General features: G+C 59.6%; 23 protein-coding genes and 1 pseudogene. 12 read left to right on the plus strand and 12 right to left on the minus strand.

All coding sequences use genetic code 11. From position 1 onward, the window contains the following. Positions 1-55 precede the first annotated feature (55 nt). From FHT70_RS05535 to FHT70_RS05565, 7 genes are all read right to left on the minus strand, one after another. Positions 56-2,182, minus strand: coding sequence for an EAL domain-containing protein (locus FHT70_RS05535; RefSeq protein ID WP_183699462.1), 2,127 nt, complete (start codon positions 2,180-2,182; stop codon positions 56-58). A gap of 233 nt (positions 2,183-2,415) precedes the next feature. Continuing rightward, positions 2,416-2,769 (minus strand): cupin domain-containing protein, encoded by a 354-nt coding sequence (locus FHT70_RS05540; RefSeq protein ID WP_097598380.1) that lies wholly within the window; start codon positions 2,767-2,769, stop codon positions 2,416-2,418. 255 nt (positions 2,770-3,024) lie between these two features. Beyond that, on the minus strand, positions 3,025-3,336 hold the full coding sequence (locus tag FHT70_RS05545) for a DUF982 domain-containing protein (RefSeq protein WP_097598381.1): 312 nt from the start codon (positions 3,334-3,336) through the stop codon (positions 3,025-3,027). Between the two features lie 246 nt (positions 3,337-3,582). Next, positions 3,583-3,969, minus strand: coding sequence for a VOC family protein (locus FHT70_RS05550; RefSeq protein WP_183699465.1), 387 nt, complete (start codon positions 3,967-3,969; stop codon positions 3,583-3,585). Positions 3,970-4,062: 93 nt separating this feature from the next. Then, on the minus strand, positions 4,063-4,569 hold the full coding sequence (locus FHT70_RS05555) for an AAA family ATPase (RefSeq protein WP_183699467.1): 507 nt from the start codon (positions 4,567-4,569) through the stop codon (positions 4,063-4,065). 416 nt (positions 4,570-4,985) lie between these two features. Continuing rightward, positions 4,986-5,210: a hypothetical protein gene (locus FHT70_RS05560; RefSeq protein WP_085777758.1), complete on the minus strand. Its 225-nt coding sequence runs from the start codon at positions 5,208-5,210 to the stop codon at positions 4,986-4,988. A 102-nt stretch (positions 5,211-5,312) separates the two neighbouring features. After that, a complete protein-coding gene (locus tag FHT70_RS05565; RefSeq protein WP_064711990.1) occupies positions 5,313-5,507 on the minus strand; it encodes a hypothetical protein in 195 nt (64 codons plus the stop codon). A gap of 625 nt (positions 5,508-6,132) precedes the next feature. On the opposite strand from FHT70_RS05565, the gene FHT70_RS05570 reads away from it, so the two are divergent. Then, positions 6,133-6,375, plus strand: coding sequence for a BON domain-containing protein (locus FHT70_RS05570; protein ID WP_097598385.1), 243 nt, complete (start codon positions 6,133-6,135; stop codon positions 6,373-6,375). A gap of 139 nt (positions 6,376-6,514) precedes the next feature. Next, complete coding sequence (locus tag FHT70_RS05575; RefSeq protein ID WP_210282739.1) at positions 6,515-7,024, plus strand: NUDIX domain-containing protein; 510 nt, start codon at positions 6,515-6,517, stop codon at positions 7,022-7,024. A gap of 158 nt (positions 7,025-7,182) precedes the next feature. On the opposite strand, the gene FHT70_RS05580 is transcribed toward FHT70_RS05575, so the two are convergent. Continuing rightward, positions 7,183-8,466, minus strand: coding sequence for an O-acetylhomoserine aminocarboxypropyltransferase (locus tag FHT70_RS05580; protein WP_183699469.1), 1,284 nt, complete (start codon positions 8,464-8,466; stop codon positions 7,183-7,185). A gap of 119 nt (positions 8,467-8,585) precedes the next feature. Continuing rightward, positions 8,586-9,014 carry a CoA-binding protein gene (locus FHT70_RS05585; protein ID WP_097598388.1) on the minus strand — a complete coding sequence of 143 codons (429 nt, stop codon included), beginning with the start codon at positions 9,012-9,014 and terminating at the stop codon, positions 8,586-8,588. 116 nt (positions 9,015-9,130) lie between these two features. Between FHT70_RS05585 and FHT70_RS05590 the strand changes: the two genes are divergently transcribed. Continuing rightward, positions 9,131-9,454: a hypothetical protein gene (locus FHT70_RS05590; RefSeq protein WP_097598389.1), complete on the plus strand. Its 324-nt coding sequence runs from the start codon at positions 9,131-9,133 to the stop codon at positions 9,452-9,454. 473 nt (positions 9,455-9,927) lie between these two features. Continuing rightward, positions 9,928-10,764 carry an EamA family transporter gene (locus FHT70_RS05595; protein WP_097598532.1) on the plus strand — a complete coding sequence of 279 codons (837 nt, stop codon included), beginning with the start codon at positions 9,928-9,930 and terminating at the stop codon, positions 10,762-10,764. Here FHT70_RS05595 and FHT70_RS05600 read toward each other — a convergent pair whose 3' ends face one another. Both FHT70_RS05600 and FHT70_RS05605 read right to left on the minus strand, forming a co-directional pair. Then, positions 10,765-11,592 (minus strand): enoyl-CoA hydratase, encoded by an 828-nt coding sequence (locus FHT70_RS05600; RefSeq protein WP_097598390.1) that lies wholly within the window; start codon positions 11,590-11,592, stop codon positions 10,765-10,767. Between the two features lie 82 nt (positions 11,593-11,674). Beyond that, the gene (locus FHT70_RS05605) at positions 11,675-11,905 is read right to left on the minus strand and encodes a DUF1127 domain-containing protein (RefSeq protein ID WP_183699471.1); all 231 of its coding nucleotides are present in this window, start codon (positions 11,903-11,905) and stop codon (positions 11,675-11,677) included. Positions 11,906-11,976: 71 nt separating this feature from the next. On the opposite strand from FHT70_RS05605, the gene FHT70_RS05610 reads away from it, so the two are divergent. From FHT70_RS05610 to FHT70_RS05640, 7 genes and pseudogenes are all read left to right on the plus strand, one after another. Next, on the plus strand, positions 11,977-12,876 hold the full coding sequence (locus FHT70_RS05610; protein ID WP_183699473.1) for a LysR family transcriptional regulator: 900 nt from the start codon (positions 11,977-11,979) through the stop codon (positions 12,874-12,876). A 292-nt stretch (positions 12,877-13,168) separates the two neighbouring features. Beyond that, the gene (rplM, locus tag FHT70_RS05615; protein ID WP_011424898.1) at positions 13,169-13,633 is read left to right on the plus strand and encodes a 50S ribosomal protein L13; all 465 of its coding nucleotides are present in this window, start codon (positions 13,169-13,171) and stop codon (positions 13,631-13,633) included. Positions 13,634-13,635: 2 nt separating this feature from the next. Beyond that, positions 13,636-14,103, plus strand: a complete 468-nt coding sequence (gene rpsI, locus FHT70_RS05620) for a 30S ribosomal protein S9 (RefSeq protein ID WP_011424897.1) — start codon at positions 13,636-13,638, stop codon at positions 14,101-14,103. Positions 14,104-14,409: 306 nt separating this feature from the next. After that, a pseudogene (gene cml / locus FHT70_RS05625) lies at positions 14,410-15,592 on the plus strand (CmlA/FloR family chloramphenicol efflux MFS transporter). Positions 15,593-15,799: 207 nt separating this feature from the next. After that, positions 15,800-16,762 carry an agmatinase gene (gene speB / locus FHT70_RS05630; protein ID WP_097598392.1) on the plus strand — a complete coding sequence of 321 codons (963 nt, stop codon included), beginning with the start codon at positions 15,800-15,802 and terminating at the stop codon, positions 16,760-16,762. 61 nt (positions 16,763-16,823) lie between these two features. After that, the gene (gene argC / locus FHT70_RS05635) at positions 16,824-17,756 is read left to right on the plus strand and encodes an N-acetyl-gamma-glutamyl-phosphate reductase (RefSeq protein WP_183699475.1); all 933 of its coding nucleotides are present in this window, start codon (positions 16,824-16,826) and stop codon (positions 17,754-17,756) included. A gap of 4 nt (positions 17,757-17,760) precedes the next feature. After that, complete coding sequence (locus FHT70_RS05640; protein WP_183699477.1) at positions 17,761-18,552, plus strand: sulfite exporter TauE/SafE family protein; 792 nt, start codon at positions 17,761-17,763, stop codon at positions 18,550-18,552. Positions 18,553-18,574: 22 nt separating this feature from the next. On the opposite strand, the gene FHT70_RS05645 is transcribed toward FHT70_RS05640, so the two are convergent. Continuing rightward, positions 18,575-19,678 carry a COX15/CtaA family protein gene (locus FHT70_RS05645; protein WP_097598395.1) on the minus strand — a complete coding sequence of 368 codons (1,104 nt, stop codon included), beginning with the start codon at positions 19,676-19,678 and terminating at the stop codon, positions 18,575-18,577. Between the two features lie 114 nt (positions 19,679-19,792). Here FHT70_RS05645 and FHT70_RS05650 point away from each other — a divergent pair, with 114 nt between their 5' ends. After that, positions 19,793-20,002, plus strand: a complete 210-nt coding sequence (locus FHT70_RS05650; protein WP_097598396.1) for a DUF2842 domain-containing protein — start codon at positions 19,793-19,795, stop codon at positions 20,000-20,002. Positions 20,003-20,111: the final 109 nt, after the last annotated feature.

Consider the following 20,111-nt stretch of genomic DNA (forward strand, 5'->3'; position numbering starts at 1 on the left):
CAGTATCCCAGATCGGCCGAAGTTCCGCCCAGCCTGCTGCCGCGATCTCGCGGCATTACGCTGCCTGTTCTTGAAGCCTGCTGGATATGTCGAGCGCCGACATCGGTTTTCCGATCAAATAGCCTTGCAGCTGGTCACAGCCGGCCTCCCGCAAGATCGCCGCCTGACGGCTATTCTCGATGCCCTCCGCCGTAACGGGAATCTGCAGAGCGGTCGCCAAAGAGATGGTCGCCTTGAGAACATCGGCGCCATTCGAGGCCTGGTCGAGAGCGGAGACCAGCGAGCGGTCGATCTTCATCCGATCAAAGCCGAACTGCCGCAATGCGCCGATGCTTGCATAGCCGCAGCCGAAGTCGTCGAGCGCGAATTTGATACCGACCTTTTTGAGGTGATCTATCGACCGACGCGCCTGATCCGGATTGGTCATGAGGACGCCTTCGGTGATTTCCAACGTCAGCCGCCTCGGATCGAAATCGAGTTCCTGCAGGAGGGAGATCACGTCGGCGGCAAATTCCGGATTGCAGAGCTGAACCGGCGAGACGTTGACGGACAGGGCCATACCTGGCCAATTTCTGGCGTGCTCGATCGATGTTTTCAGCATATGACTGCCGAGCGCATCGATGAGGCCGCATCTTTCGGCAAGGGGAATGAAAATTTCCGGACTGATATTTCCGGTCGCAGTCCGCCAGCGGGCGAGCGCTTCAAGACCGGTCACCGCGCCGGTCGTCGCAGAAACGAGAGGCTGGAATACGGCTTCGATCGCGCCATTGCTGATCGCACTCTTCAACAGAGCTTCCAGTTCGGCGATCCTTTGGCGCTCCCGATCCAGTTCGGGGTCATATTCGATCGCCCGGCCTTTGCCATTTTCCTTGGCGCGGTAGAGCGCCATATCAGCCCTGCGCAAAAGCTCCAGCGGCTCAATGTCTTCGTCACGGGCAGCAGCGCCGATGCTCGCTCCAACCTCGATCGTTCGCCCTTCAATTTTGAAGGGTTCGGCAAAAAGCGCCAAAATCGTGTCTTCTATCTCGTGACGCGGAGCAGTGCCGATCTGGACAAGAGCGAACTCGTCCCCCCCTAACCGAGCCGCAGCAACGACTTCGGGATGACAGGCGATCAGCGCCTTAGAGACCATCCGTATCAAATCATCCCCTACCGCATGGCCCCAGGCGTCATTGACCGCCTTGAACCCATCGAGATCGACCAGATAGAGCCTGGGCAGTGAAAGGTCCGAGCCTTCGAGGTCTTCCAACATGCAGAGAAGCCCATGCCTGTTCAGGAGGCCGCTCAGACTATCGTGATTGGCTTCGAAAATCGCTGCCTGCGCCAGTTGACGCAGACGCCGCGCCTCGGATGCGCCCACCAGCAGAACGCCGGCCAGGAATAGCACGAGGATGATGGTAGCGGCAGCAACAAAGGGATAGACCTGTTGGAACACAGCGCTTCCCGGCGCTTTGCTCGGCCAGACGAGATGGCCAATGACACCGCCCTTCATGTCCGTGATCGGCGTGTTGAGCAGACCTGGCTCGGGCGCTGCAGCAAGGCGCAAGCCCTCGAGTTCGTGTTCGTTTGACAGCGTATTGAGAACGTCCGAGTTGAACTCTTTGTAAAAGCTCAGCACGCTGAGCTTCGGAAGCTCGCCTTCTTTCTCGAAAGGCTGGATTGGCTGTGATGCGATGACAGCGATGCCGGTTTCCGTCTTAATGAAATTGACCACCGGCGCCTGTGGGAAATCGATGGCCGTATTGATCTGCCGGTAGAAAGCTTCGCCGAAAAAGGCGCTTGGCTGGAAGGGCTCGCCTTTGGCATAGGCGGAGACGATCGACGAGCGATCGGGACCGGTCACGATGGCACCGTCATAGAGCGGGTAATCCTCGCTGGTCTTTCCCCAGTTCTCATAAGCCCAATCCGCGGCTCCGGGAGTTGCGATCGCCTTATAGGCATCATCCCATACGGCGTTGTCGGTTGTCGTCGCGCTCAGGCGGCTGACAAAGGCTGCGATCGCTGCGCGTGAGGCGCGACTGGCCCTGGCATCGTCGATTTCGTTCGCCGATCGGGTCATCGAGAGCACGACGTGGGCCATGAGGCCGGTCAGAACGAGCGCGACGACAAGGAAGAAAACGGTGGTCGCAATGATGGAAGACGTTTGGGTCCGAACGTGCCTACCCGCAAGATTCGACGACATGCCAATCCCGAAAAGATGAATTTCAAGGCCATGTCTATAGTGACGGCAGGAGACATCATGTCCGCAATGCGCTGCAGATAAGGTCTAGCACTTGACGATTTAGGTTCGATTAATAGGCAACATCAAATGCCTTTTATCGGCGGAGGGGAAGCGGTTATTGCAGGAGAAACGGGTCACAATCGCAGCAAAGCGGGACAGGCCCGCCAACGTGAGAGTCGGCTCTGAGCCGCTGTTCAGACCTTGATCACATAGTCCTTGCGAGTCGTTTCAACGACTTCCCAGGTTCCCTTGAAGCCCGGTCTCAAGATCATCCGGTCACCCGCCTTGAGATGAACCGGCTCACCGTCGTCCTCCGTGACGATCGAATGGCCTGACAGCAGGCTGAAATATTCCCACTCCTCGTAGACGATCCGCCATTTGCCGGGTGTTGCCTCCCAGATTCCGGAATAAAGACCGCCGTCGATCTCCTCCAGATTCCAGGTGCGAAATTGCGGATCGCCGGAGACGATCCGAGCGGCCTCCGGGGCGCCGAACTCGGGTTCGACGCCATCGATGTTGAAGGTGATGAAATTCGCCGCAACCATCATAAACCCTCCGTCGCCAGTGTCTTTCGCGGCAAACGTCTGCGCGCGAATGTTCGAAATCTTTGCAACTTGTCTCTCGTCGCACAGGGCATTGACCGCCCTTGGGAACTGAGCCCTTTTCCCATCACCTTCAGCGACATTTGTGAAGATCGCGGTTAGAATTGACGGCAATGCTTTCAGTTCGTGAGAATTTTGCCTGCCTTGGCAGCGGTCGTATCTGACGCATGCCAGGCTGACAGAAGCCGCTTGAAAGAGGGGCTATCTTGGCGCGGCTGAGCGCAGGTCCGGTCGCCGCTCTGTCACTCCGAGGGGGACAATTGTCAGAGCAGCGATACCCGCTTCATGGGCTGCAAGCAGAAGCGCCTCGCGGAATCGTTCCGGGCTAATTTTGCCGGTAATTGCATCGACACAGGCTTTTACGGCAGCGACGTATTCCTCGCCGTCATCAGAAGGCCAATCGTTGATCAGGAGATGTGCCGCATCGCCGAGCGTCCGGACGATCTTGCGTGTTGCCGGACCGCGCAAAGCAAGCGCGACCGGCGTGAATGCCCCTGATGTATTCCAGCACATCGTCCCCGACCCCTCAAGGCATGGTTACCGCAATCCTAACCGCGCAACATACGCTTGTTTTCTGAAATTTGGAATTGAAAACTGAGCAATAAAACTGCTTCACCGTGAAGTAGCGGGAACTAAAGAAAAGGGCTCAAGGCCTCCTATCCGAGCGCCCTGAGGCTCGGCAGCAATTGTTCCGACCGATTTGCAACTGGTCGCCACCGAAGCGCAGCCGCTCAGCGTTTGGCACGAAGCCCACAGCCGTCATGATGATCCGTTCCTGCGGGTGCTGGTCACTCTGACATGATAGCCGTCGGGGTCGACAAGGCGAAAATCGCGCAGTCCCCAAGGCTGCATGGCGAGGGCGGAAAGCGGCCAGCCGCTCTCTTCCGCCTTGCGATAGGCATCCTCGACATCAGTGACCTTCAAGACGATCTCGACCCTGAGGCCGACCCTGTTGCCAATTTCGCCGCGTAACGGATGATCGCTCGAAAGGACGCTTCGCGAATTAATCGCGATAACGGCGTCGCCGTTTCTCAGCGTTGTATATTCCGTGCTCGCCGAGCCCTCGACTTCAAAGCCCAGGACTCGCTGGTAGAAATCAATCGATGTCTGAGGCGTTTGGACAAACAACTCCAAAGTCAGGTGCAACTGGGCCTCCCTCTCTATGCTTTTAGCAGAACAAGCAGATGAACGCCGCACTGGAACGGCCAAACTTCAACTGCCTGGTCCGGATCAAACAGGCTACCGCCGCAATTCGCAAAGGGCTCGTTCCGCTCCCTGTTCCAGCGTCAGGTTCGATGTGAGAATTTCGCAGCCGTATGCCGCTGCTTCATGCCGTAGGAAGGCGGCCCAGTTCATCATATCCGGATTTGCCAACTCAGGCTGGCCTCGATCAATCGAAAGGCGCCTGGCTCGGGCCTCGTCGTCGCAATCGATCAAGAGAAAGGAATGCGAACCGATCCCGGCACGTTCGGCAGCTTCGGCCAGAAAGGAAAAGCGCGCCTGGTCCTCAAACAGGACGCTGCGCCCCTTTGTCAGGAGCGGCGACAGTGGAGCCATCCATTCGAAAACGGCCTCTCTCTGCCATCCTTCGACAGAGCCGAATTGATCAACCATCTCCTCGACGGGCGGAACGCCGATGCGGTCCTGGTAAAAGACGTCGATCTCTTGCCCATGCAGCCGCTCAACAGCTTCGGCGATTGTCGTTTTTCCGGCCCCCGATGCGCCAGTGAAAATGACGACAGGCATGATTGCTCCATCCACGGCAGTCAGCAAAAGGTATCAGCAAGGTAGCGTCGGTCGTATTCCAAAGATCGTCGGGCCGACATTACGACGTCCGCCGCGAAGGCGAGCGAGAGCCGCCTCTTCAACGGACGCGGCACTTCAAAGGCGAAACGCCTTAGATCGTTCATCGAGCGCGCCGGCGTCTTCGGTCGCGAGGCTATTGCGCGAACTCTTGGACTACCGCAGCACCATCGTCACGTGAGCAGGCGCTGGAGGCCCTCGGTCAAGAACTGAGGCGACCCGCCAAAATACGAACAAGTCGTGTGACCTAACTCCGCCAATCAGAGAAGCACCATCTATCGCCTATTAGACTTTGTTACTGGTCTCGTATCCGATTTCGAGTGCGCTGAGATTTGCGATGTTCCCATGCCTCGGAGCGATTAATGGAGGGCTGCGGGCGCAGGCGCGATCAGGGGGAACCGCGCGATTAATATACTGGTGAGTTCCTCCTGGGTGCGATGGCCGCGATTGAAAAGGTCGATTGCCGCGCTGCAGATCATTTCCGATGTCTTGTCGTCCGGTTTGGCCTTGTAGTGCCTAAACCAAGATTGAACGGACAGCGAGAGCACGGCCCATTCTGTTTCTTGGACGCTCGTGATCAACATTCCTCATCTCCTCACAAGTTGAAACGCGGCAGCTTTGCAGGGCTTTACAAGTGAGCCTGCAATCCCATTTGTGCCGTGACGTTGAAGAATATCTCCTGCCATTCAGTGCGAGATGATCGCACGACCGCTGGAGGCCAGATGCTGTGTAATGGCGCGCCGGATTTCAGTAACCGTGTCGAAGAGCCTGTTGTCCAAGTCGATGACATTGAAGCGGACAGCGATGAATTTGAGGCGGTTTTCCACGGGAACCGCGATCCCGACTTCCTGACCATTGAATACGACAGCTTGCTTTTGCATAACAAACCTCGGGAGCGCCACACGGGAGCACCATCTTAGAAAAGTGGAACAAAGGGTTTACGACGCGTCAGATTGCCGTCGTAGGTCGGTATCGGATCGAGACGAGATCACGCATTCGCTGCACCACCGCGAAGAAACGAAGACGGACAAACAAAGTCATGATCCTCCCTCAAGCGAGGTCAAACGATCGCTGAGCAGCGCCGACAATCGCCGATATTTCGGAACTTCTCGCTAAAAAACGTAGTCGAGAAATTTCAAGTAAGCAACTGATTTTTGTATTTATTTAGCGTTTTAAATCGTATGACAATTACCGCAGGTGCGAAGTTATAGATGATGTACGTTCATCCAACCTGTCGTCGAGGCCGGCTGGTGGGACCGACGTAAGCGACAGGGCCGTTATTGGGCAGGTCGAAAACCCAGGACGAACGATAGCTAGCGCCAATGTTTGCGGGGCTAACCGGCATAACAGGGGCGATGATCCGCTCCTGCGCTGCCTTCCAGAAGCTGTCGGGACCTACCTTCATGATGGCGGTACGCCTTCCGGCATGGCTTCTCGGACCTAAGTCCCTATCGCGAACCAAATTACCAGTTCGCTGTTTCCTTCGTATCACGAAGGAGGAATGCCATGAGCTTTGAGCCTGAAAGCCTAGCCAACGATCAGCTTGCGAGCGTGCAGGCCGCGGTGTCAGCGGAACCAGAGCTGGAAAGCTCGTCCATCTCTGTAAGCATGGTCGGCAGAAGCGTCCTGTTGGAGGGCTATGTGGCCGGCTACGGTGATCGGGAGAAGGCGACGGCGATCGCCGCTTTGATCGCGGGCCCGGAGAACGTGCATGATAGGATGCAGGACCGGGAAGAGATAAACGGGTAACGCGTCAGCAAGCGGGAACTTTCCCACCGGTCTTGTGCTCACCGCCGGTTCGCCGCCGCCTTATCCGCCTGGCTATATGACATGTTTGTGACATAGAGCTGTCCCATCACCGCGACGCAGGAAATCGGCCGACACTATATTGATTGAGCGCGAAACAACGGTACGTACAACGTCGCCGCGGCGGACCGTGTACCAGGCTGCGGGAGTTTGCCTGACGGCTCGGGCGGACGAAACGCCTCTAGTGCTTGTGCGGAGCAAACGCACAGGTGACTGGGGGATTCCCAAAGGCACGACCGAGGATGGCGAGGCCAGTGCCCAGACCGCCGAGCGCGAAGCTTTCGAAGAAGCCGGAATAATTGGCTCGGCGGTCACGAAGCCAGTGGGTCATTTCGAATACGAAAAAGAGAGTAACGGCACCCAATACCACGTTACTGTCAATATCCTATCGGGAAGCGGCCTTGCGGTCGATATTCCGAAAGCGGAGTTCTGGAGCGGCTTTGCGTTCCGTTGCTGGGCAGCCCGCCCCGTTGTCCTCCATTGCAATAATTATGTCTGGTCCTTCCATGGCCGGCGTAATCTCAACGCTTCCGCCCTTGTCGTTCGGGAAGGCATACTTGAAAGCGTTCGTGACCACAATCAGACCGATTGACCAGGCCTTGTTGGAGGAAACGAGTAGTTGCGGGCTGCTGCCCTGAGGGCGATTGGTCTCACATCGCGCAGCAGATCGGCCAGCCCCTGCGCCAGCTATTCCAGGGTGTCGGGGATGTCGACTGACGCGCAAAAGCGAGGCCACGGCAGCCAGGACAATCAGATCTTCGAGAGCGCCTGCTCTAGATCGGCGATGATGTCCTTGACGTCTTCAATGCCGATGGAAAGCCGCACCACGTCGGGTCCGGCACCGGCGGCGATCTTCTGCTCGTCGCTCAGTTGCCGGTGCGTCGTCGAGGCCGGATGAATGACGAGCGAGCGGGTGTCGCCGATATTCGCAAGATGGGAGAAGAGCTCAACTCCTTCGACCAGCGTCTTACCAGCCTCATAACCGCCCCGGACGCCGAAGGTGAAGACAGAGCCTGCGCCCTTCGGCGAATAACGCTGCTGCATGGCATGGTTCGGATCGTCTTCGAGGCCGGCATAATTCACCCAGGCGATCTTGCTGTGCGCCTTCAGCCACCGGGCGACGGCGATGGCATTGTCGCTGTGGCGCTGCATCCTGAGCGGCAGTGTTTCGATGCCGGTGAGGATCAGGAAGGCATTGAAGGGCGAAATCGCTGGGCCGAGGTCGCGCAGGCCGAGCACGCGGGCAGCGATCGCGAAGGCGAAATTGCCGAAAGTCGCGTGTAGAACCATACCGTTATATTCCGGCCGCGGGCTCGACAGCATCGGGTAATTGCCTGACTTCGACCAGTCGAAGGTACCGCCGTCGACGATAAGGCCGCCCATGGAATTGCCGTGGCCGCCGAGAAATTTGGTCAGCGAGTGCACGACGATATCGGCGCCGTGCTCGATCGGACGGATGAGATAGGGTGTTGCCATCGTGTTGTCGACGATCAGCGGCAGGCCGTGGCGATGCGCAACGTCGGCAATGGCGGCGATATCGACGAAGGTGCCGCCCGGATTGGCAAGGCTTTCGATAAAGATGCCGCGGGTCTTGTCGTCGATCTGGCTTTCGAAGCTCGCCGGATCGGCGGAATCGGCCCATCGCACCTGCCAGCCGAAATTCTCGAAAGCATGGCCGAACTGATTGATCGAGCCGCCATAGAGCTTGCGGGCGGCGATGAAGTTTTCGCCCGGGCGCATGATGGTGTGGAAGACGATCATCTGCGCCGCGTGGCCGGAGGCGACGGCAAGGGCCGCCGTACCGCCCTCGAGCGCGGCGACGCGTTCCTCGAGCACGGCCTGCGTCGGGTTCATGATGCGGGTGTAGATATTGCCGAAGGCCTGTAGGCCGAAGAGGGCGGCGGCATGATCGGAATCGTTGAAGACGAAAGCGGTCGTCTGGTAGATCGGCGTCACCCGTGCGCCGGTAGCCGGATCGGGCTGTGCGCCTGCGTGGACTGCCAAGGTGTTGAATCCAGGATCGTTCTTGGCCATGTCGCCCTCCGAATTGTTGCTCACAGGGCAGGATCATAGCTTGTCGCCGACGAAAGTTAACCGCGATCCGTTTCAACCCTTGGGCGTTCGGTGGAAAATCCGTCTCAGGCCAGCCCCCATCAGGCAATGAGACGAGGATATTCGATCGCCGGGCAGCGGTTCATCACCACTTTAATGCCGGCAGCCTCCGCCTTTGCCGCCGCGGCATCGTTGCGGACGCCAAGCTGAGCCCAGATCACCTTCGGCAACGGCCTCAGCGCCAACGCCTCCTCAACGACCCCATCGAGATATTCGGCGGCGCGAAAGACATCAACCATATCGATCGGCACCGGGACGTCGGCAAGACGGGCGTAGACGGTGCGGCCCTGTATCTGTTTGCCCGCCTGCCCCGGATTGACCGGTATGACCTCATAGCCGCGCGACAGCAGATAGCCCATTACGCCATTGCTGGGCCGGGCCGGATTGGGCGAGGCACCGGTCAGCGCGATGGTCTTTACCGACTGCAGGATTCCGGCGAGATAATCATCCGTGTAGGCGTCGTGATCCATTTCCGTTTCTCCATTCCGGCAGCGCCTTTGAGCCTGCCAGCATTTTTTTGCATTTCGGCAGAACCGGCTGCACGTGTTTGCGTATATAAGAGTTGAATGGCTCTGAGGATGATTCAATGAGAAAAATTGCTCTTGCCCTCATGCTTGTGCTCGCCGCATCACCGGCAGTAGCGATCTCGCGCTACAATCCGCTCACCATGAGCTGCGCCGGCGTGCGGGCGGCCATCCACAATGAGGGCGCCGTGATCTTCCGCTACCAATCTCCCCGCGGGCTGCCGCTTTATGATCGCTACGTGCGCAACAGCAATTATTGTGACGCGACCGATTATGCGGAATGGACCCATATCCCGACAAAGGACGATCCACGCTGCCCGGTTCTGAACTGCCAAAGCCTAGACAACCTTGACGGGATGCTCTTCGTTCCGCATCATCAGCTCTGACCTCCCCGCCGCCGCAACCCCTGCAGGCGCCGATCGCCTTCCGCGCTTGCAAACAGGCATCCAGTTCAATCGCGCGATGCGATTTCTCTGAGAACATACAATCTGAAGCTTCTTTTTTCGCGTATATCAAAGTTATAGAAGAATATCTGTATTTCAGCAGCATAGAAAGATCCGCCATGGAATTCCCTCAGCTGCTTTCCCCTTCCATTCCCCATAAGGTCACCATATGTTCTCTCGTCCATTAGAAACATCTCATAGTTGAGAAGATCGCGTGGATTGAACGCATATCGCGCGCACGTAAAACTTGTCGTCATACCCCGCCATTGTTTGCAAATTAAAAGGATGATATTGGAGCCGAGAACGCATCCGCGACCGCGGCAATGCATTTTCGTGCAAATATCAGTTGTCTTTACAGAATTCTGCCCCGTCGGGGCGAGGCGCTTCGCCTTCTTCCGCAGCACCGGATTTATCCCTTGCCTCTCGACGTCATCCTGCTCGTTCTGTTCGGTGCGTTGCTGCATGCGACATGGAACGCGATTGTCAAAGCGGGCAGCGATAAATCCCTGGATGCGGCGTTGATTTCGGCCGGCGGCGCAGTGTCCGCGTTGCCGTTTCTGGCATTTCTGCCATTGCCACAAAGCGCGGCCTGGCCGTTCATCGGCGCCTCGGCCATCCTGCAGTTCGCCTATTTCCAGCTGGTTGCCGCCGCTTACCGAGCCGGTGATATCGGCCTCGTCTATCCGCTGATGCGTGGTTGCGCGCCGTTGCTGGTCGCCGCGACAAGCGGCATCGTCCTGCGCGAACATCTTTCCGGCGCCGCTCTTGCCGGCATCATGACGATTTCAGCCGGCGTCCTGACGCTCGCCCTGGAGACTCGGCGCAGCAGCGGCCATGCGGTCGCCTTCTCGATTGCCAATGCGTTCGTCATCGCCAGCTATACTTTTGTCGACGGCATCGGCGCACGCCTTTCAGGCAATGCGGTTTCCTATACGTTGTGGATGTCGCTGCTGCCGCCGATACTGCTGTTTGCCTGGGCGGCATCCCAGCGCGGCAGCTTGACGGTGTTGCATCACGTTCGCCGAAACTGGTGGCGCGGCCTGATCGGCGGCGCGGGATCGATTGCATCTTATGGGCTGGCACTTTGGGCGATGACGAAGGCGCCGGTAGCGACCGTTGCCGCACTGCGGGAAACTTCGATCCTCTTTGCGCTGGTGCTCTCCGTTGCCGTCTTCAAGGAAAAAGCCGGCATCTGGCGTTACGTCGCCGGCGTCGTCATCGCGGTCGGCGTGCTGGTTCTGAAACTCGCCTAATCATTCGCCCTTCCATTCCGGCTTGCGCTTGCCGAGAAAGGCGCCGATCCCTTCCTGCGCGTCCTGCGTCAGCATGTTGTCCACCATCACCATAGCGGCATAATCATAGGCCGCCTCCACCGGCAGTTCGAGCTGCCGATAAAACGCTTCCTTGCCGATTTTCAGGATCAGTGGCGATTTGCCGGCAATCACGGCGGCATATTTGGAAACGACCTGCGCAAGATACTGCTTCGGCACGATGCGGTTGACGAGGCCGAAATCCTTGGCGGTCGAGGCGTCGATCGTCTCACCGGTCAAGAGCATCTCCATAGCCTGCTTACGATGCGCGGCACGGGAAACGGCCACCATCGGCGTCGAACAGAACAGGCCGATATTGACGCCCGGCGTGCAGAACGTCGAAGTGTCGGTGCAGATCGCCAGATCGCAGGATGCGACGAGCTGACAGCCGGCAGCCGTTGCAAGCCCATCGACCTCGGCGATGACAGGTTTTGGCAGATGCGCAATCTTCAGCATCAAATCGGCGCAGAGCCTGAAGCTTTTCTCGAAGAAAGCAGCGCCCTGATCTTCGTCGACGCGATGAGCCGTGAGTTCCTTAAGGTCGTGGCCGGCGGAAAAAACGGCGCCGGTCGAGGCGATGACGACGACGCGCACATCCAAATCCGCCTCCGCCTTTTCGAGCTCGGCCATCAGCGCTTGGAGAAGCGCGATCGACAGCGCATTAGCCGGCGGGTCGTTAAGAATGAGCCGCAGCACGCCGTCGCGCAACGAGCGGAGCAACAATCCGTCGGTCCTGTCCGCTTCCTTTCGGAAGGATACGATTTCAGCCATGATGCTGCTCCCTGCGCTCGATTTCCACACAGCCGTTCTGCCACACGGCGCCGCCCATTTCGAGCAGGATACGCCGTCGCAGTCAAAACCAGAACCATGATTTCGATCGCTCTGCCTTCGCCTGCGCAGGGGTCAGACCGATATCGCGAAGCTCGTCATCCGTGAGTTCCGACAGCTTGCGGCGGCTGCGACGCTTTTCGAGCCGACACACTATGGCCGCCAGCAGCCGCCTGCCCCAGCGCGCCCTCTCGCGGCGTTTCAGCCGAAGGGCGCTGAGAGGTATCTCCAAGCTTTCGTCGAATTCCACGGTCATCCTTCATCCTTTCCTGACGGACGAAAGATGCGCTGGAAGACGCAGCGAAAGAAGCTTATGGGTATTATTATATGCATAAGGATTTCTTTGGCATGCTCCTCAATCTCGATCAGCTTGCGACCTTCATCAATGTCGCCGACCTCGGCAGCTTTACGGCTGCGGCCGACAAGGAAGGCATGACGCAGCCGGCCGTCAGCCTGCAGATCAAGGGGCTCGAACAGCGGCTCGGCGTCAGGCTGATCGAGCGCGTCGGGCGGCGGGCGCAACCGACGGCGGCGGGCATCGACCTGCTTTCGCATGCAAGGCGTCTGCTTCAGCAGGCAGCCGCGGCGGAAGAAGCGATGATGCCCCACAGGGATGGCGCCAGCGGCCGGGTGCGCATCGGCAGCGGCGGCACGGCATCGATCCATCTGCTTCCCCGCGCCATCGCCGCCGCCCGGCAGTCCATGCCTGGCCTCGAAATCACCGTCTCGATCGGGAATGCCGACGATATCCTGCGCGATCTGGAAGCCAACAGCCTCGACATCGCCGTTGTGGCCCTGCCGGCATCGGGACGGAACTTCGAGATCGAACCCTTCTACGAAGAGGAATTGCTGGCTGTCGCCCCCGCGGGCAGCCCCGTGCCCAAGGGTGGACCGGACCCGGCCTTCATGCGCGACAGGACTCTGCTGCTTTACGAGGGCGGCAATACGAGGCGGGCAATCGACGCGTGGCTAGCCGCCCCGGATATCAGGATCCGACCGGCGATGGAGTTCGGCAGTATCGAAGCGATCAAGGAACTGGTGGCCGTCGGACTCGGCTGGTCGATCCTGCCGGGGTTAGCGGTGAAGCGCGACCGCGGCGGTCTGCTGACGACATCGTCGCTGCAGCCGAAGCTGACACGCCGCCTCGGCATGGTTCTTCGCCGGGACAAACATCTGACACGCGGCCTCCGGGAAATGATAAAAAGCCTGCGTTCCTTTGAGGATTAGCGATGGTTTTCGACCGACGGCGGCGCAACGCTGAAACGTTAAACGGGCAAATATTCAGCCCGATTTGTGTGGTATCACAACACCACACAACTAAACGTTTGTTTTCACTTGTTCTTTTTTCCGACCGTCGAGAAAGCCGATATTGACCCTGTGTCACATTGCCTTTATACACCGCGACAGAACGCAGCCTGTCCGGGCTGCTTTCTTTTTGGCAGGTTCGCGCTTGCCAATCCAAGCAACAAGAAACGCCCTTAAAGCCCTCGGGCCAAGGGTCCTAAAAGAGAGTATTGACATGGCAACCTTCTCACAGAAGCCTGCAGAGGTGGAGAAGAAGTGGGTGATCATCGACGCCGAAGGGCTGGTCGTTGGCCGTCTCGCTTCCATCATCGCTATGCGCCTGCGCGGCAAGCACAAGGCAACCTTCACGCCCCATGTTGACGACGGCGACAACGTCATCGTCATCAATGCCGACAAGGTGGTTTTCACCGGCAAGAAGTATTCCGACAAGGTCTACTACTGGCACACCGGTTATGCCGGCGGCATCAAGGAGCGCACTGCGCGCCAGATCATCGAAGGCCGCTTCCCCGAGCGCGTCCTCGAAAAGGCCGTCGAACGCATGGTTCCGCGCGGCCCGCTCGGCCGTCGCCAGATGAAGAACCTGCGCGTTTATGCCGGCCCGAACCATCCCCATGAAGCCCAGCAGCCGGTCGCCCTCGACGTCGCCGCGCTCAACAAAAAGAACGTAAGGAGCGCCTGATCATGGCTGACCTCTCCTCCCTGAAGGATCTCGGCACGTCTTCCGAAGCTGCCGCTCCGGCCCACGTCCGCAAGGTCGACTCGCTCGGCCGCTCCTACGCGACCGGCAAGCGCAAGGACGCCGTCGCCCGCGTTTGGGTCAAGGCCGGCTCCGGCAAGATCATCGTCAACGGCAAGGACTTCACGGCTTACTTCGCCCGTCCGGTGCTGCAGATGATCCTGCGCCAGCCGATCGTCGCGGCTGCCCGTGACGGCCAGTTCGACATCATCGCAACCGTTGCCGGCGGCGGTCTTTCCGGCCAGGCCGGCGCTGTTCGCCACGGCCTGTCCAAGGCGCTGACCTACTTCGAACCGGGCCTGCGCTCGGTACTGAAGAAGGGCGGCTTCCTGACCCGTGACAGCCGCGTCGTCGAGCGCAAGAAGTACGGCAAGGCAAAGGCCCGCCGCTCCTTCCAGTTCTCCAAGCGTTAATCGTTTCGGACAGACGGAATTACGAAGGCCGGGGAAACCCGGCCTTTTTGTTTAGGCGTTTGAGGAATTCCGGCATCGCCTCGCCGGTCGCCATTGCCGCACTCCGGTTCTGCTGGTAGAAATCCGACAGATCGCTTCGCAAACGAGCGGAGCCGCAATCAAGGTCGCATCATGGGAACAACCAAGTCCGCAGACAACTAAGCCGCAACAACTTTGCGCTGTTGTTGCGGCATCTGTCCCAGCAAATCCGATACTGATGAAAGACAGATCGCCGCCGAATGAAAATCATTTGAGCGGATCTTACCCATGTCTTATCAGAAAATTCCGTTGTGGAATTATTCCGTGCCGGCAAGCTTGTTGCTGATGGCTCCTTTCGACATCCTGGCGTCGCTTGCCATGGACATCTATCTACCGGTTGTGCCGACGATGCCCCAGGCGCTCGGCACCTCGCCTGAAGTCATCCAGTTGACCCTCAGCCTCTATATGCTTGTGCTCGGCGTCGGCCAGATTGTCTTTGGTCCGATCTCCGATATCGTCGGGCGGCGGCCCGTGCTGATCGGCGGGGCGGCACTATTTGCCCTTGCGTCCTGTCTGCTTGCCGGGGCCTCATCCGCACTTCTCTTCGTGGCCTTGCGATTGTTGCAGGCGATCGGCGCCTCGGCGGCTCTTGTCGCCACCTTCGCAACAGTGCGCGACGTCTACGCCGAGCGGCCGGAAAGCAGCGTGATCTATAGCCTGCTCGGTTCGCTGCTATCGCTTGTGCCTGCGTTCGGGCCGGTCGTCGGCGCGGTGATTGCCGACCACTATGGGTGGCGAGCCATCTTTCTCGTCATCGGCCTGCTGTCGATCATTGCAACTCTCAATGCCAGCATGCGCTGGCATGAAACCCGCCCGGTTACGTCGGCGACAACCATCGCAATAGGTCCGATCCTCGCGAGCTTTCCCTTCTGGATCTACACGACCGGCTTCAGCGCAGCGATGGGAGCTTTCTTCGTCTTCTTCTCGACCGCGCCCCGTATCCTGATCGATCGGGCCGGTTTTTCCGGCATCAGCTTCAGCTTCATCTTTGCTTCAGTGGCATTGGTGATGATTGTGACGGCGCGCCTTGCCAAACGCTTCGTCACACGCTGGGGCATCGCAGGCAGCCTCGCAAGAGGCATGGCGCTGCTGCTTGTCGGCGCGGTGATGCTTGCCATGGGAGAGATGCTTTTGCAGGAACCGCTTGTCCGCCTCATTCTGCCGATGTGGATCATCGCCATCGGCATTGTCTTTGCGACAGCCGTTACGGCCAATGGTGCGCTTGCCGCATTCGGCAATAGCGCGGGAACGGCCGTGGCGCTCTACTTCTGCGTCGATGGTCGGTGCTGCAGGCACATTGTTCGTGATTCTGCTCGACGGCGACACGGCCTGGCCGCTGGCGGCCTATACCGGGGCGGCAGCGCTGATAACCCTGGCTGGATTGCGCCAGCTTGCCCGGAAGGCCGTCTGAGGCCGCAGAATTGCGGCAGCGCCAACCGCAGAGCGACCGTCAAGCGGGGATCGCTTGAAATCTCGGCGCACCTCGCCTACCCCTTACCTGCCCCGAAAGGAAACATCCATTCCTTTTCGGGGATCGGGCAGTCGTGACCGGTGGCCAGGCGATATAAGGTCGACATCGAATGCGATTATGCTCGCGCGGACAGAGAAGGAGCCCCCCTTGGCGAACAAGACCATCGATCATGCCTTCACAGCGACCAACCTCACTTCGGCCGCCAGCGATCCCACCTTTGCCGGCGCTCTGTCCTTCATGCGCCGCCGCTTCACCAAAGAACTTGCCGGCGTCGATGTCGCCGTCTGGGGCATCCCCTTCGACGCCGCCACATCGAATAGACCGGGCACGCGCTTCGGCCCGCAGGCGATTCGGCGCGCCTCGGCGATATTCGACAACGATGCGCAATATCCCTTCAACCGCGAACTGTTTGCCGACATGGCGGTGATCGACTATGGCGATTGCCTGCTCGACTACGGCAACCATCAGGACACGCCCGGCGCCATCGAACGCCAGGCCAATGCGATCCTCGACAGCGGCGCCTTTCTGCTGACGCTGGGCGGCGATCATTACGTCACTTGGCCGCTGCTGAAAGCCCATGCGGCAAAACACGGGCCTCTCGCGCTGGTGCAGTTTGACGCTCACCAGGACACCTGGTTCGACGAAGAGCGGCGCATCGACCATGGCTCCTTCGTGGCGCGTGCCGTGCGTGAAGGCATCATCGATCCCGACCGCTCGATTCAGATCGGCATCCGTACCCATGCGCCGGAGGATTGCGGCATCAATATTCTCTATGGTCATCAGGTCGAGGAGATGAGCGGCGGCGACATTGCCTCAGCGATCATCTCTCATACGCGCGGCGCCCCCGCCTATCTCACCTTCGATATCGATTGCCTGGATCCTGCCTTTGCCCCAGGCACCGGCACGCCGGTTGCCGGCGGTCCGTCGAGCGCCAAGATCCTCTCGGTGCTGCAGCGTCTGCACCAACTCGATATCCGCGGCGCCGACGTGGTCGAAGTGGCGCCGCCTTACGACCATGCCGATATCACCGCCATTGCGGGGGCAACGGTGGCAATGTATATGCTTGGCCTTCATGCCGAGCGGCGCGCCATTGCGGCGTCACAAGGCTGATTTATCATCGTTCAAATTGAATCCGGAAATCCTCAGAACCCATTGAAAGCGCAGGTCTAACATGGCACCGAAAATCTTCATCGATGGCGAACACGGCACAACGGGTCTGCAGATCCGTACGCGCATGGCCAGCCGCCGCGATGTCGAGCTTCTGTCCATTCCCGAGGACGAGCGGCGCAACGCCGCCATGCGCGAGGACATGCTGAACACCGCCGATATCGCCATTCTGTGCCTGCCCGACGACGCGTCGAAGGAAGCGGTTCAGATGGTTTCGGGCAACAACAACGTCCGCGTTATCGACACCTCGACGGCCTTCCGCGTCAATTCCGGCTGGGCCTATGGCTTTGCCGAAATGGACGGTGCACAGGCCGACAAGATCAAGGCCGCCCGTTTCGTCTCCAATCCCGGCTGCTATCCGACAGGCGCGATCGGCCTCATTCGGCCGCTGCGCGCCGCCGGCATTCTGCCGGATGGCTATCCGGTGACGGTCAACGCGGTTTCCGGTTATACCGGCGGCGGTAAGCAGATGATCGCGCAGATGGAAAACCCGGATCATCCGGATGCGATCACCGCGCCGCATTTCCTATATGGCCTGCCGCTCACTCACAAACATGTGCCGGAGATGACCGTGCACGGCCTACTCGACCGCGCACCGATTTTCTCGCCGTCGGTCGGCAAATTCGCACAGGGCATGATCGTGCAGGTGCCGCTGCATCTCGACGATCTCGCCGAGGGCGCGACGATGGAAAGCATCCACGCGGCACTGGTTTCCCATTATGCCGGACAGGGCATCGTCACCGTCGTGCCGCTCGCCGAAAGCAAGGCGCTCCCCCGCGTCAACGCCGTCGAGCTCGAGGGCAAGGACACGATGAAACTCTTCGTCTTCGGTACGCCGGGTGGTTCCCAGGTCAATCTGGTGGCGCTGCTCGACAACCTCGGCAAGGGTGCCTCGGGTGCTGCCGTGCAGAACATGGACCTGATGCTCGCCAGCTAAGGCCATGATGCTGGATAGGCTTGTCGCCGACATGCAGACGTGGCTTGCCGCCGCCCTGCCCGGTCACGGCATTTATGCGCTGGTGGCGGTTGCCTTGATAGCCGGGCTAGCCCGCGGCTTTTCCGGTTTCGGCGCAGCGTTGATCTTCGTCCCGCTCGGCGGCGCCATCGTTGGCCCGAAGCTGGTCTCGCCGATCCTGCTCGTCATCGACGGCATCGCCACACTTGGGATGATCCCGCCCGCCTGGCGCGACGCCAACCGGTCCGAAGTTTTCGTCATGGCGGCTGGTGCGGCACTCGGCGTCCCGGCCGGCACGGCGCTGCTGGCGCTGCTCGACCCGACGCTGCTGCGCTGGAGCATCACGATCATCGCCATCAGCCTGCTCGCGCTTCTCCTATCGGGATGGCGCTACCAAGGCGCGCCGTCAGCGCCGCTCAGCAGCGGCGTCGGCCTGATCGCCGGACTTTTCAGCGGCGCCGCGCAGCTCGGCGGACCGCCTGTCGTTGCCTACTGGCTCGGCGGCAAGAGCGACTTCGCGCGCGTCAGAGCGAATGTCGTGCTGTATTTTTCGATCTCGTCCGTCTTCAGCGCCATCAGCTATTATATCGGCGGTCTGTTCGTGCCCGCTGTCTTCGCCCTCACCGTCGTTATCCTGCCGAGTTATGCGCTGGGTCTCTATGGCGGCTCGAAACTGTTCGGGCTTGCCGAGGAGCGGACCTTCCGCATCGCCTGCTACATGCTGATCGCAGCGGCAGCCATCATCGGCATGCCGCTGCTCGACGGCGTGCTGCGTTAGAACGAATGACAGCCTCCCGCTTTCAATCGCGTTCGGTGATCATCGTCTCGTGCGGGTATTCGCCGTAAAAGCCACGCCAGTTGGCGACGGCGAAACCGAATACAACAAGCGCGCCGGCCTGATGCAGCAGGCCCCAGTGAAGCGGCACCTGCATCAGCAGCGTGGCAATGCCGATCGCCGCCTGAACGGTCACCAGCGCGAAAAGCACGACGGCGCGGCGGGCATGGGTGGTCCAGGGTGCGGCGCGAAGGGCGATCACCATGTTGATCAGCACCAGTGCGAAGAGCGTATAGGCGCCGATGCGGTGGATGAACTGCACTGTCTTCGGGTTCTCGAAGGCATTGATCCAGAAGGGCTGCTGAATGAGCAGATCGGAGGGAATGACGGCGCCATCCATCAATGGCCAGGTATTGTAGGAAAAACCGGCATCGAGTCCCGCCACCAGGGCACCGAGATAGATCTGGAACAGCGCGAAAATGGCGATCACGGCAGCGAAGCCGCGCGAGCTGCGTGCCGGCGCCGGATCGTTGGAGTGCGGCGACAGCCCGCGCATGATCCACATGCAGCCGGCAAAGATTAGGCAGGCCATGACGAGATGTGTCGCCAGCCGGTACTGACTGACATCAGTGCGAATGGAAAGGCCTGAGGACACCATCCACCAGCCGATGAAACCCTGCAGGCCGCCGAGCGCCAGGATGCCGACGAGCGGCCAGCGCAGGCGTTTCTCGATCCGCCCCGTCAGCCAGAAAAAAAGAAGCGGCAGCGCGAAGATCACGCCGATGCCGCGGGCGATCAGCCGGTGCGCCCATTCCCACCAGAAGATGCTCTTGAATTCGTCGACGGTCATGGAACTGTTCAATTGCTGAAATTCGGGAATGCGCTGGTAGAGGCGGAACTCCTCTTCCCATTCCGCGGCCGACAGCGGCGGAACGACGCCATGGATCGGCTTCCACTCGGTGATCGAGAGGCCGGAATTGGTCAGCCGCGTTGCCCCTCCGACGAGCACGAGACAAAAGAGCGCCAAAAGCACAAAGCCGAGCCACAGCCGCAAGGCGCGGCGGTTGCGTTTCTGCTTGCATACTTCGCTCAGGATCGCCTGTTCCGTGGTGAGGTTCGCGACGGCCATGATGTCTCCTTCTATCCGGCAGTTGATTTGCCCCACCGGCTCATGCAAAACAAGCCCCGAAGCTTTGCGGCATGCCGTCGCGCCGCTCCGCGCTACCCATACAAGAGATAAACAATGCCCGTCCGCCTTCGCAAATTCATCGGCACGATCCTTATCATCGTGCTTGTGCTCGTCTATGCGCTGGTGGCGAACACGATCGCGGTGGCGACGCTCGGCAACGCCGCCTGGTGGGGGCACCTGCTCTATTTCCTGCTGACCGGCCTGCTTTGGGTATTGCCGGCAATGGTGATCATCAAGTGGATGGCCGGGCCGCGGCAACAGTAGGCCATTAACGGCCGAATAACCGTGATCGGCGGAAAACCCCGCGGATGGGTGGCGGTTAAACCAAATATATGTCCTGCACACCTACCTTCCCGTTCAGCATTTTGACCGG

It is taken from the genome of Rhizobium sp. BK049 (assembly GCF_014193135.1).
Taxonomy (GTDB): domain Bacteria; phylum Pseudomonadota; class Alphaproteobacteria; order Rhizobiales; family Rhizobiaceae; genus Rhizobium.

Coding starts and splice junctions, on each gene's coding strand:
- FHT70_RS05535 (WP_183699462.1), bottom strand. CDS start 2,182: ATGTCGTCGAATCTTGCGGGTAGGCACGTTCGGACCCAAACGTCTTCC.
- FHT70_RS05540 (WP_097598380.1), bottom strand. CDS start 2,769: ATGATGGTTGCGGCGAATTTCATCACCTTCAACATCGATGGCGTCGAA.
- FHT70_RS05545 (WP_097598381.1), bottom strand. CDS start 3,336: ATGTGCTGGAATACATCAGGGGCATTCACGCCGGTCGCGCTTGCTTTG.
- FHT70_RS05555 (WP_183699467.1), bottom strand. CDS start 4,569: ATGCCTGTCGTCATTTTCACTGGCGCATCGGGGGCCGGAAAAACGACA.
- FHT70_RS05560 (WP_085777758.1), bottom strand. CDS start 5,210: ATGTTGATCACGAGCGTCCAAGAAACAGAATGGGCCGTGCTCTCGCTG.
- FHT70_RS05565 (WP_064711990.1), bottom strand. CDS start 5,507: ATGCAAAAGCAAGCTGTCGTATTCAATGGTCAGGAAGTCGGGATCGCG.
- FHT70_RS05570 (WP_097598385.1), top strand. CDS start 6,133: ATGAGCTTTGAGCCTGAAAGCCTAGCCAACGATCAGCTTGCGAGCGTG.
- FHT70_RS05580 (WP_183699469.1), bottom strand. CDS start 8,466: ATGGCCAAGAACGATCCTGGATTCAACACCTTGGCAGTCCACGCAGGC.
- FHT70_RS05585 (WP_097598388.1), bottom strand. CDS start 9,014: ATGGATCACGACGCCTACACGGATGATTATCTCGCCGGAATCCTGCAG.
- FHT70_RS05590 (WP_097598389.1), top strand. CDS start 9,131: ATGAGAAAAATTGCTCTTGCCCTCATGCTTGTGCTCGCCGCATCACCG.
- FHT70_RS05600 (WP_097598390.1), bottom strand. CDS start 11,592: ATGGCTGAAATCGTATCCTTCCGAAAGGAAGCGGACAGGACCGACGGA.
- FHT70_RS05605 (WP_183699471.1), bottom strand. CDS start 11,905: ATGACCGTGGAATTCGACGAAAGCTTGGAGATACCTCTCAGCGCCCTT.
- FHT70_RS05610 (WP_183699473.1), top strand. CDS start 11,977: ATGCATAAGGATTTCTTTGGCATGCTCCTCAATCTCGATCAGCTTGCG.
- rplM (WP_011424898.1), top strand. CDS start 13,169: ATGGCAACCTTCTCACAGAAGCCTGCAGAGGTGGAGAAGAAGTGGGTG.
- rpsI (WP_011424897.1), top strand. CDS start 13,636: ATGGCTGACCTCTCCTCCCTGAAGGATCTCGGCACGTCTTCCGAAGCT.
- argC (WP_183699475.1), top strand. CDS start 16,824: ATGGCACCGAAAATCTTCATCGATGGCGAACACGGCACAACGGGTCTG.
- FHT70_RS05640 (WP_183699477.1), top strand. CDS start 17,761: ATGATGCTGGATAGGCTTGTCGCCGACATGCAGACGTGGCTTGCCGCC.
- FHT70_RS05645 (WP_097598395.1), bottom strand. CDS start 19,678: ATGGCCGTCGCGAACCTCACCACGGAACAGGCGATCCTGAGCGAAGTA.
- FHT70_RS05650 (WP_097598396.1), top strand. CDS start 19,793: ATGCCCGTCCGCCTTCGCAAATTCATCGGCACGATCCTTATCATCGTG.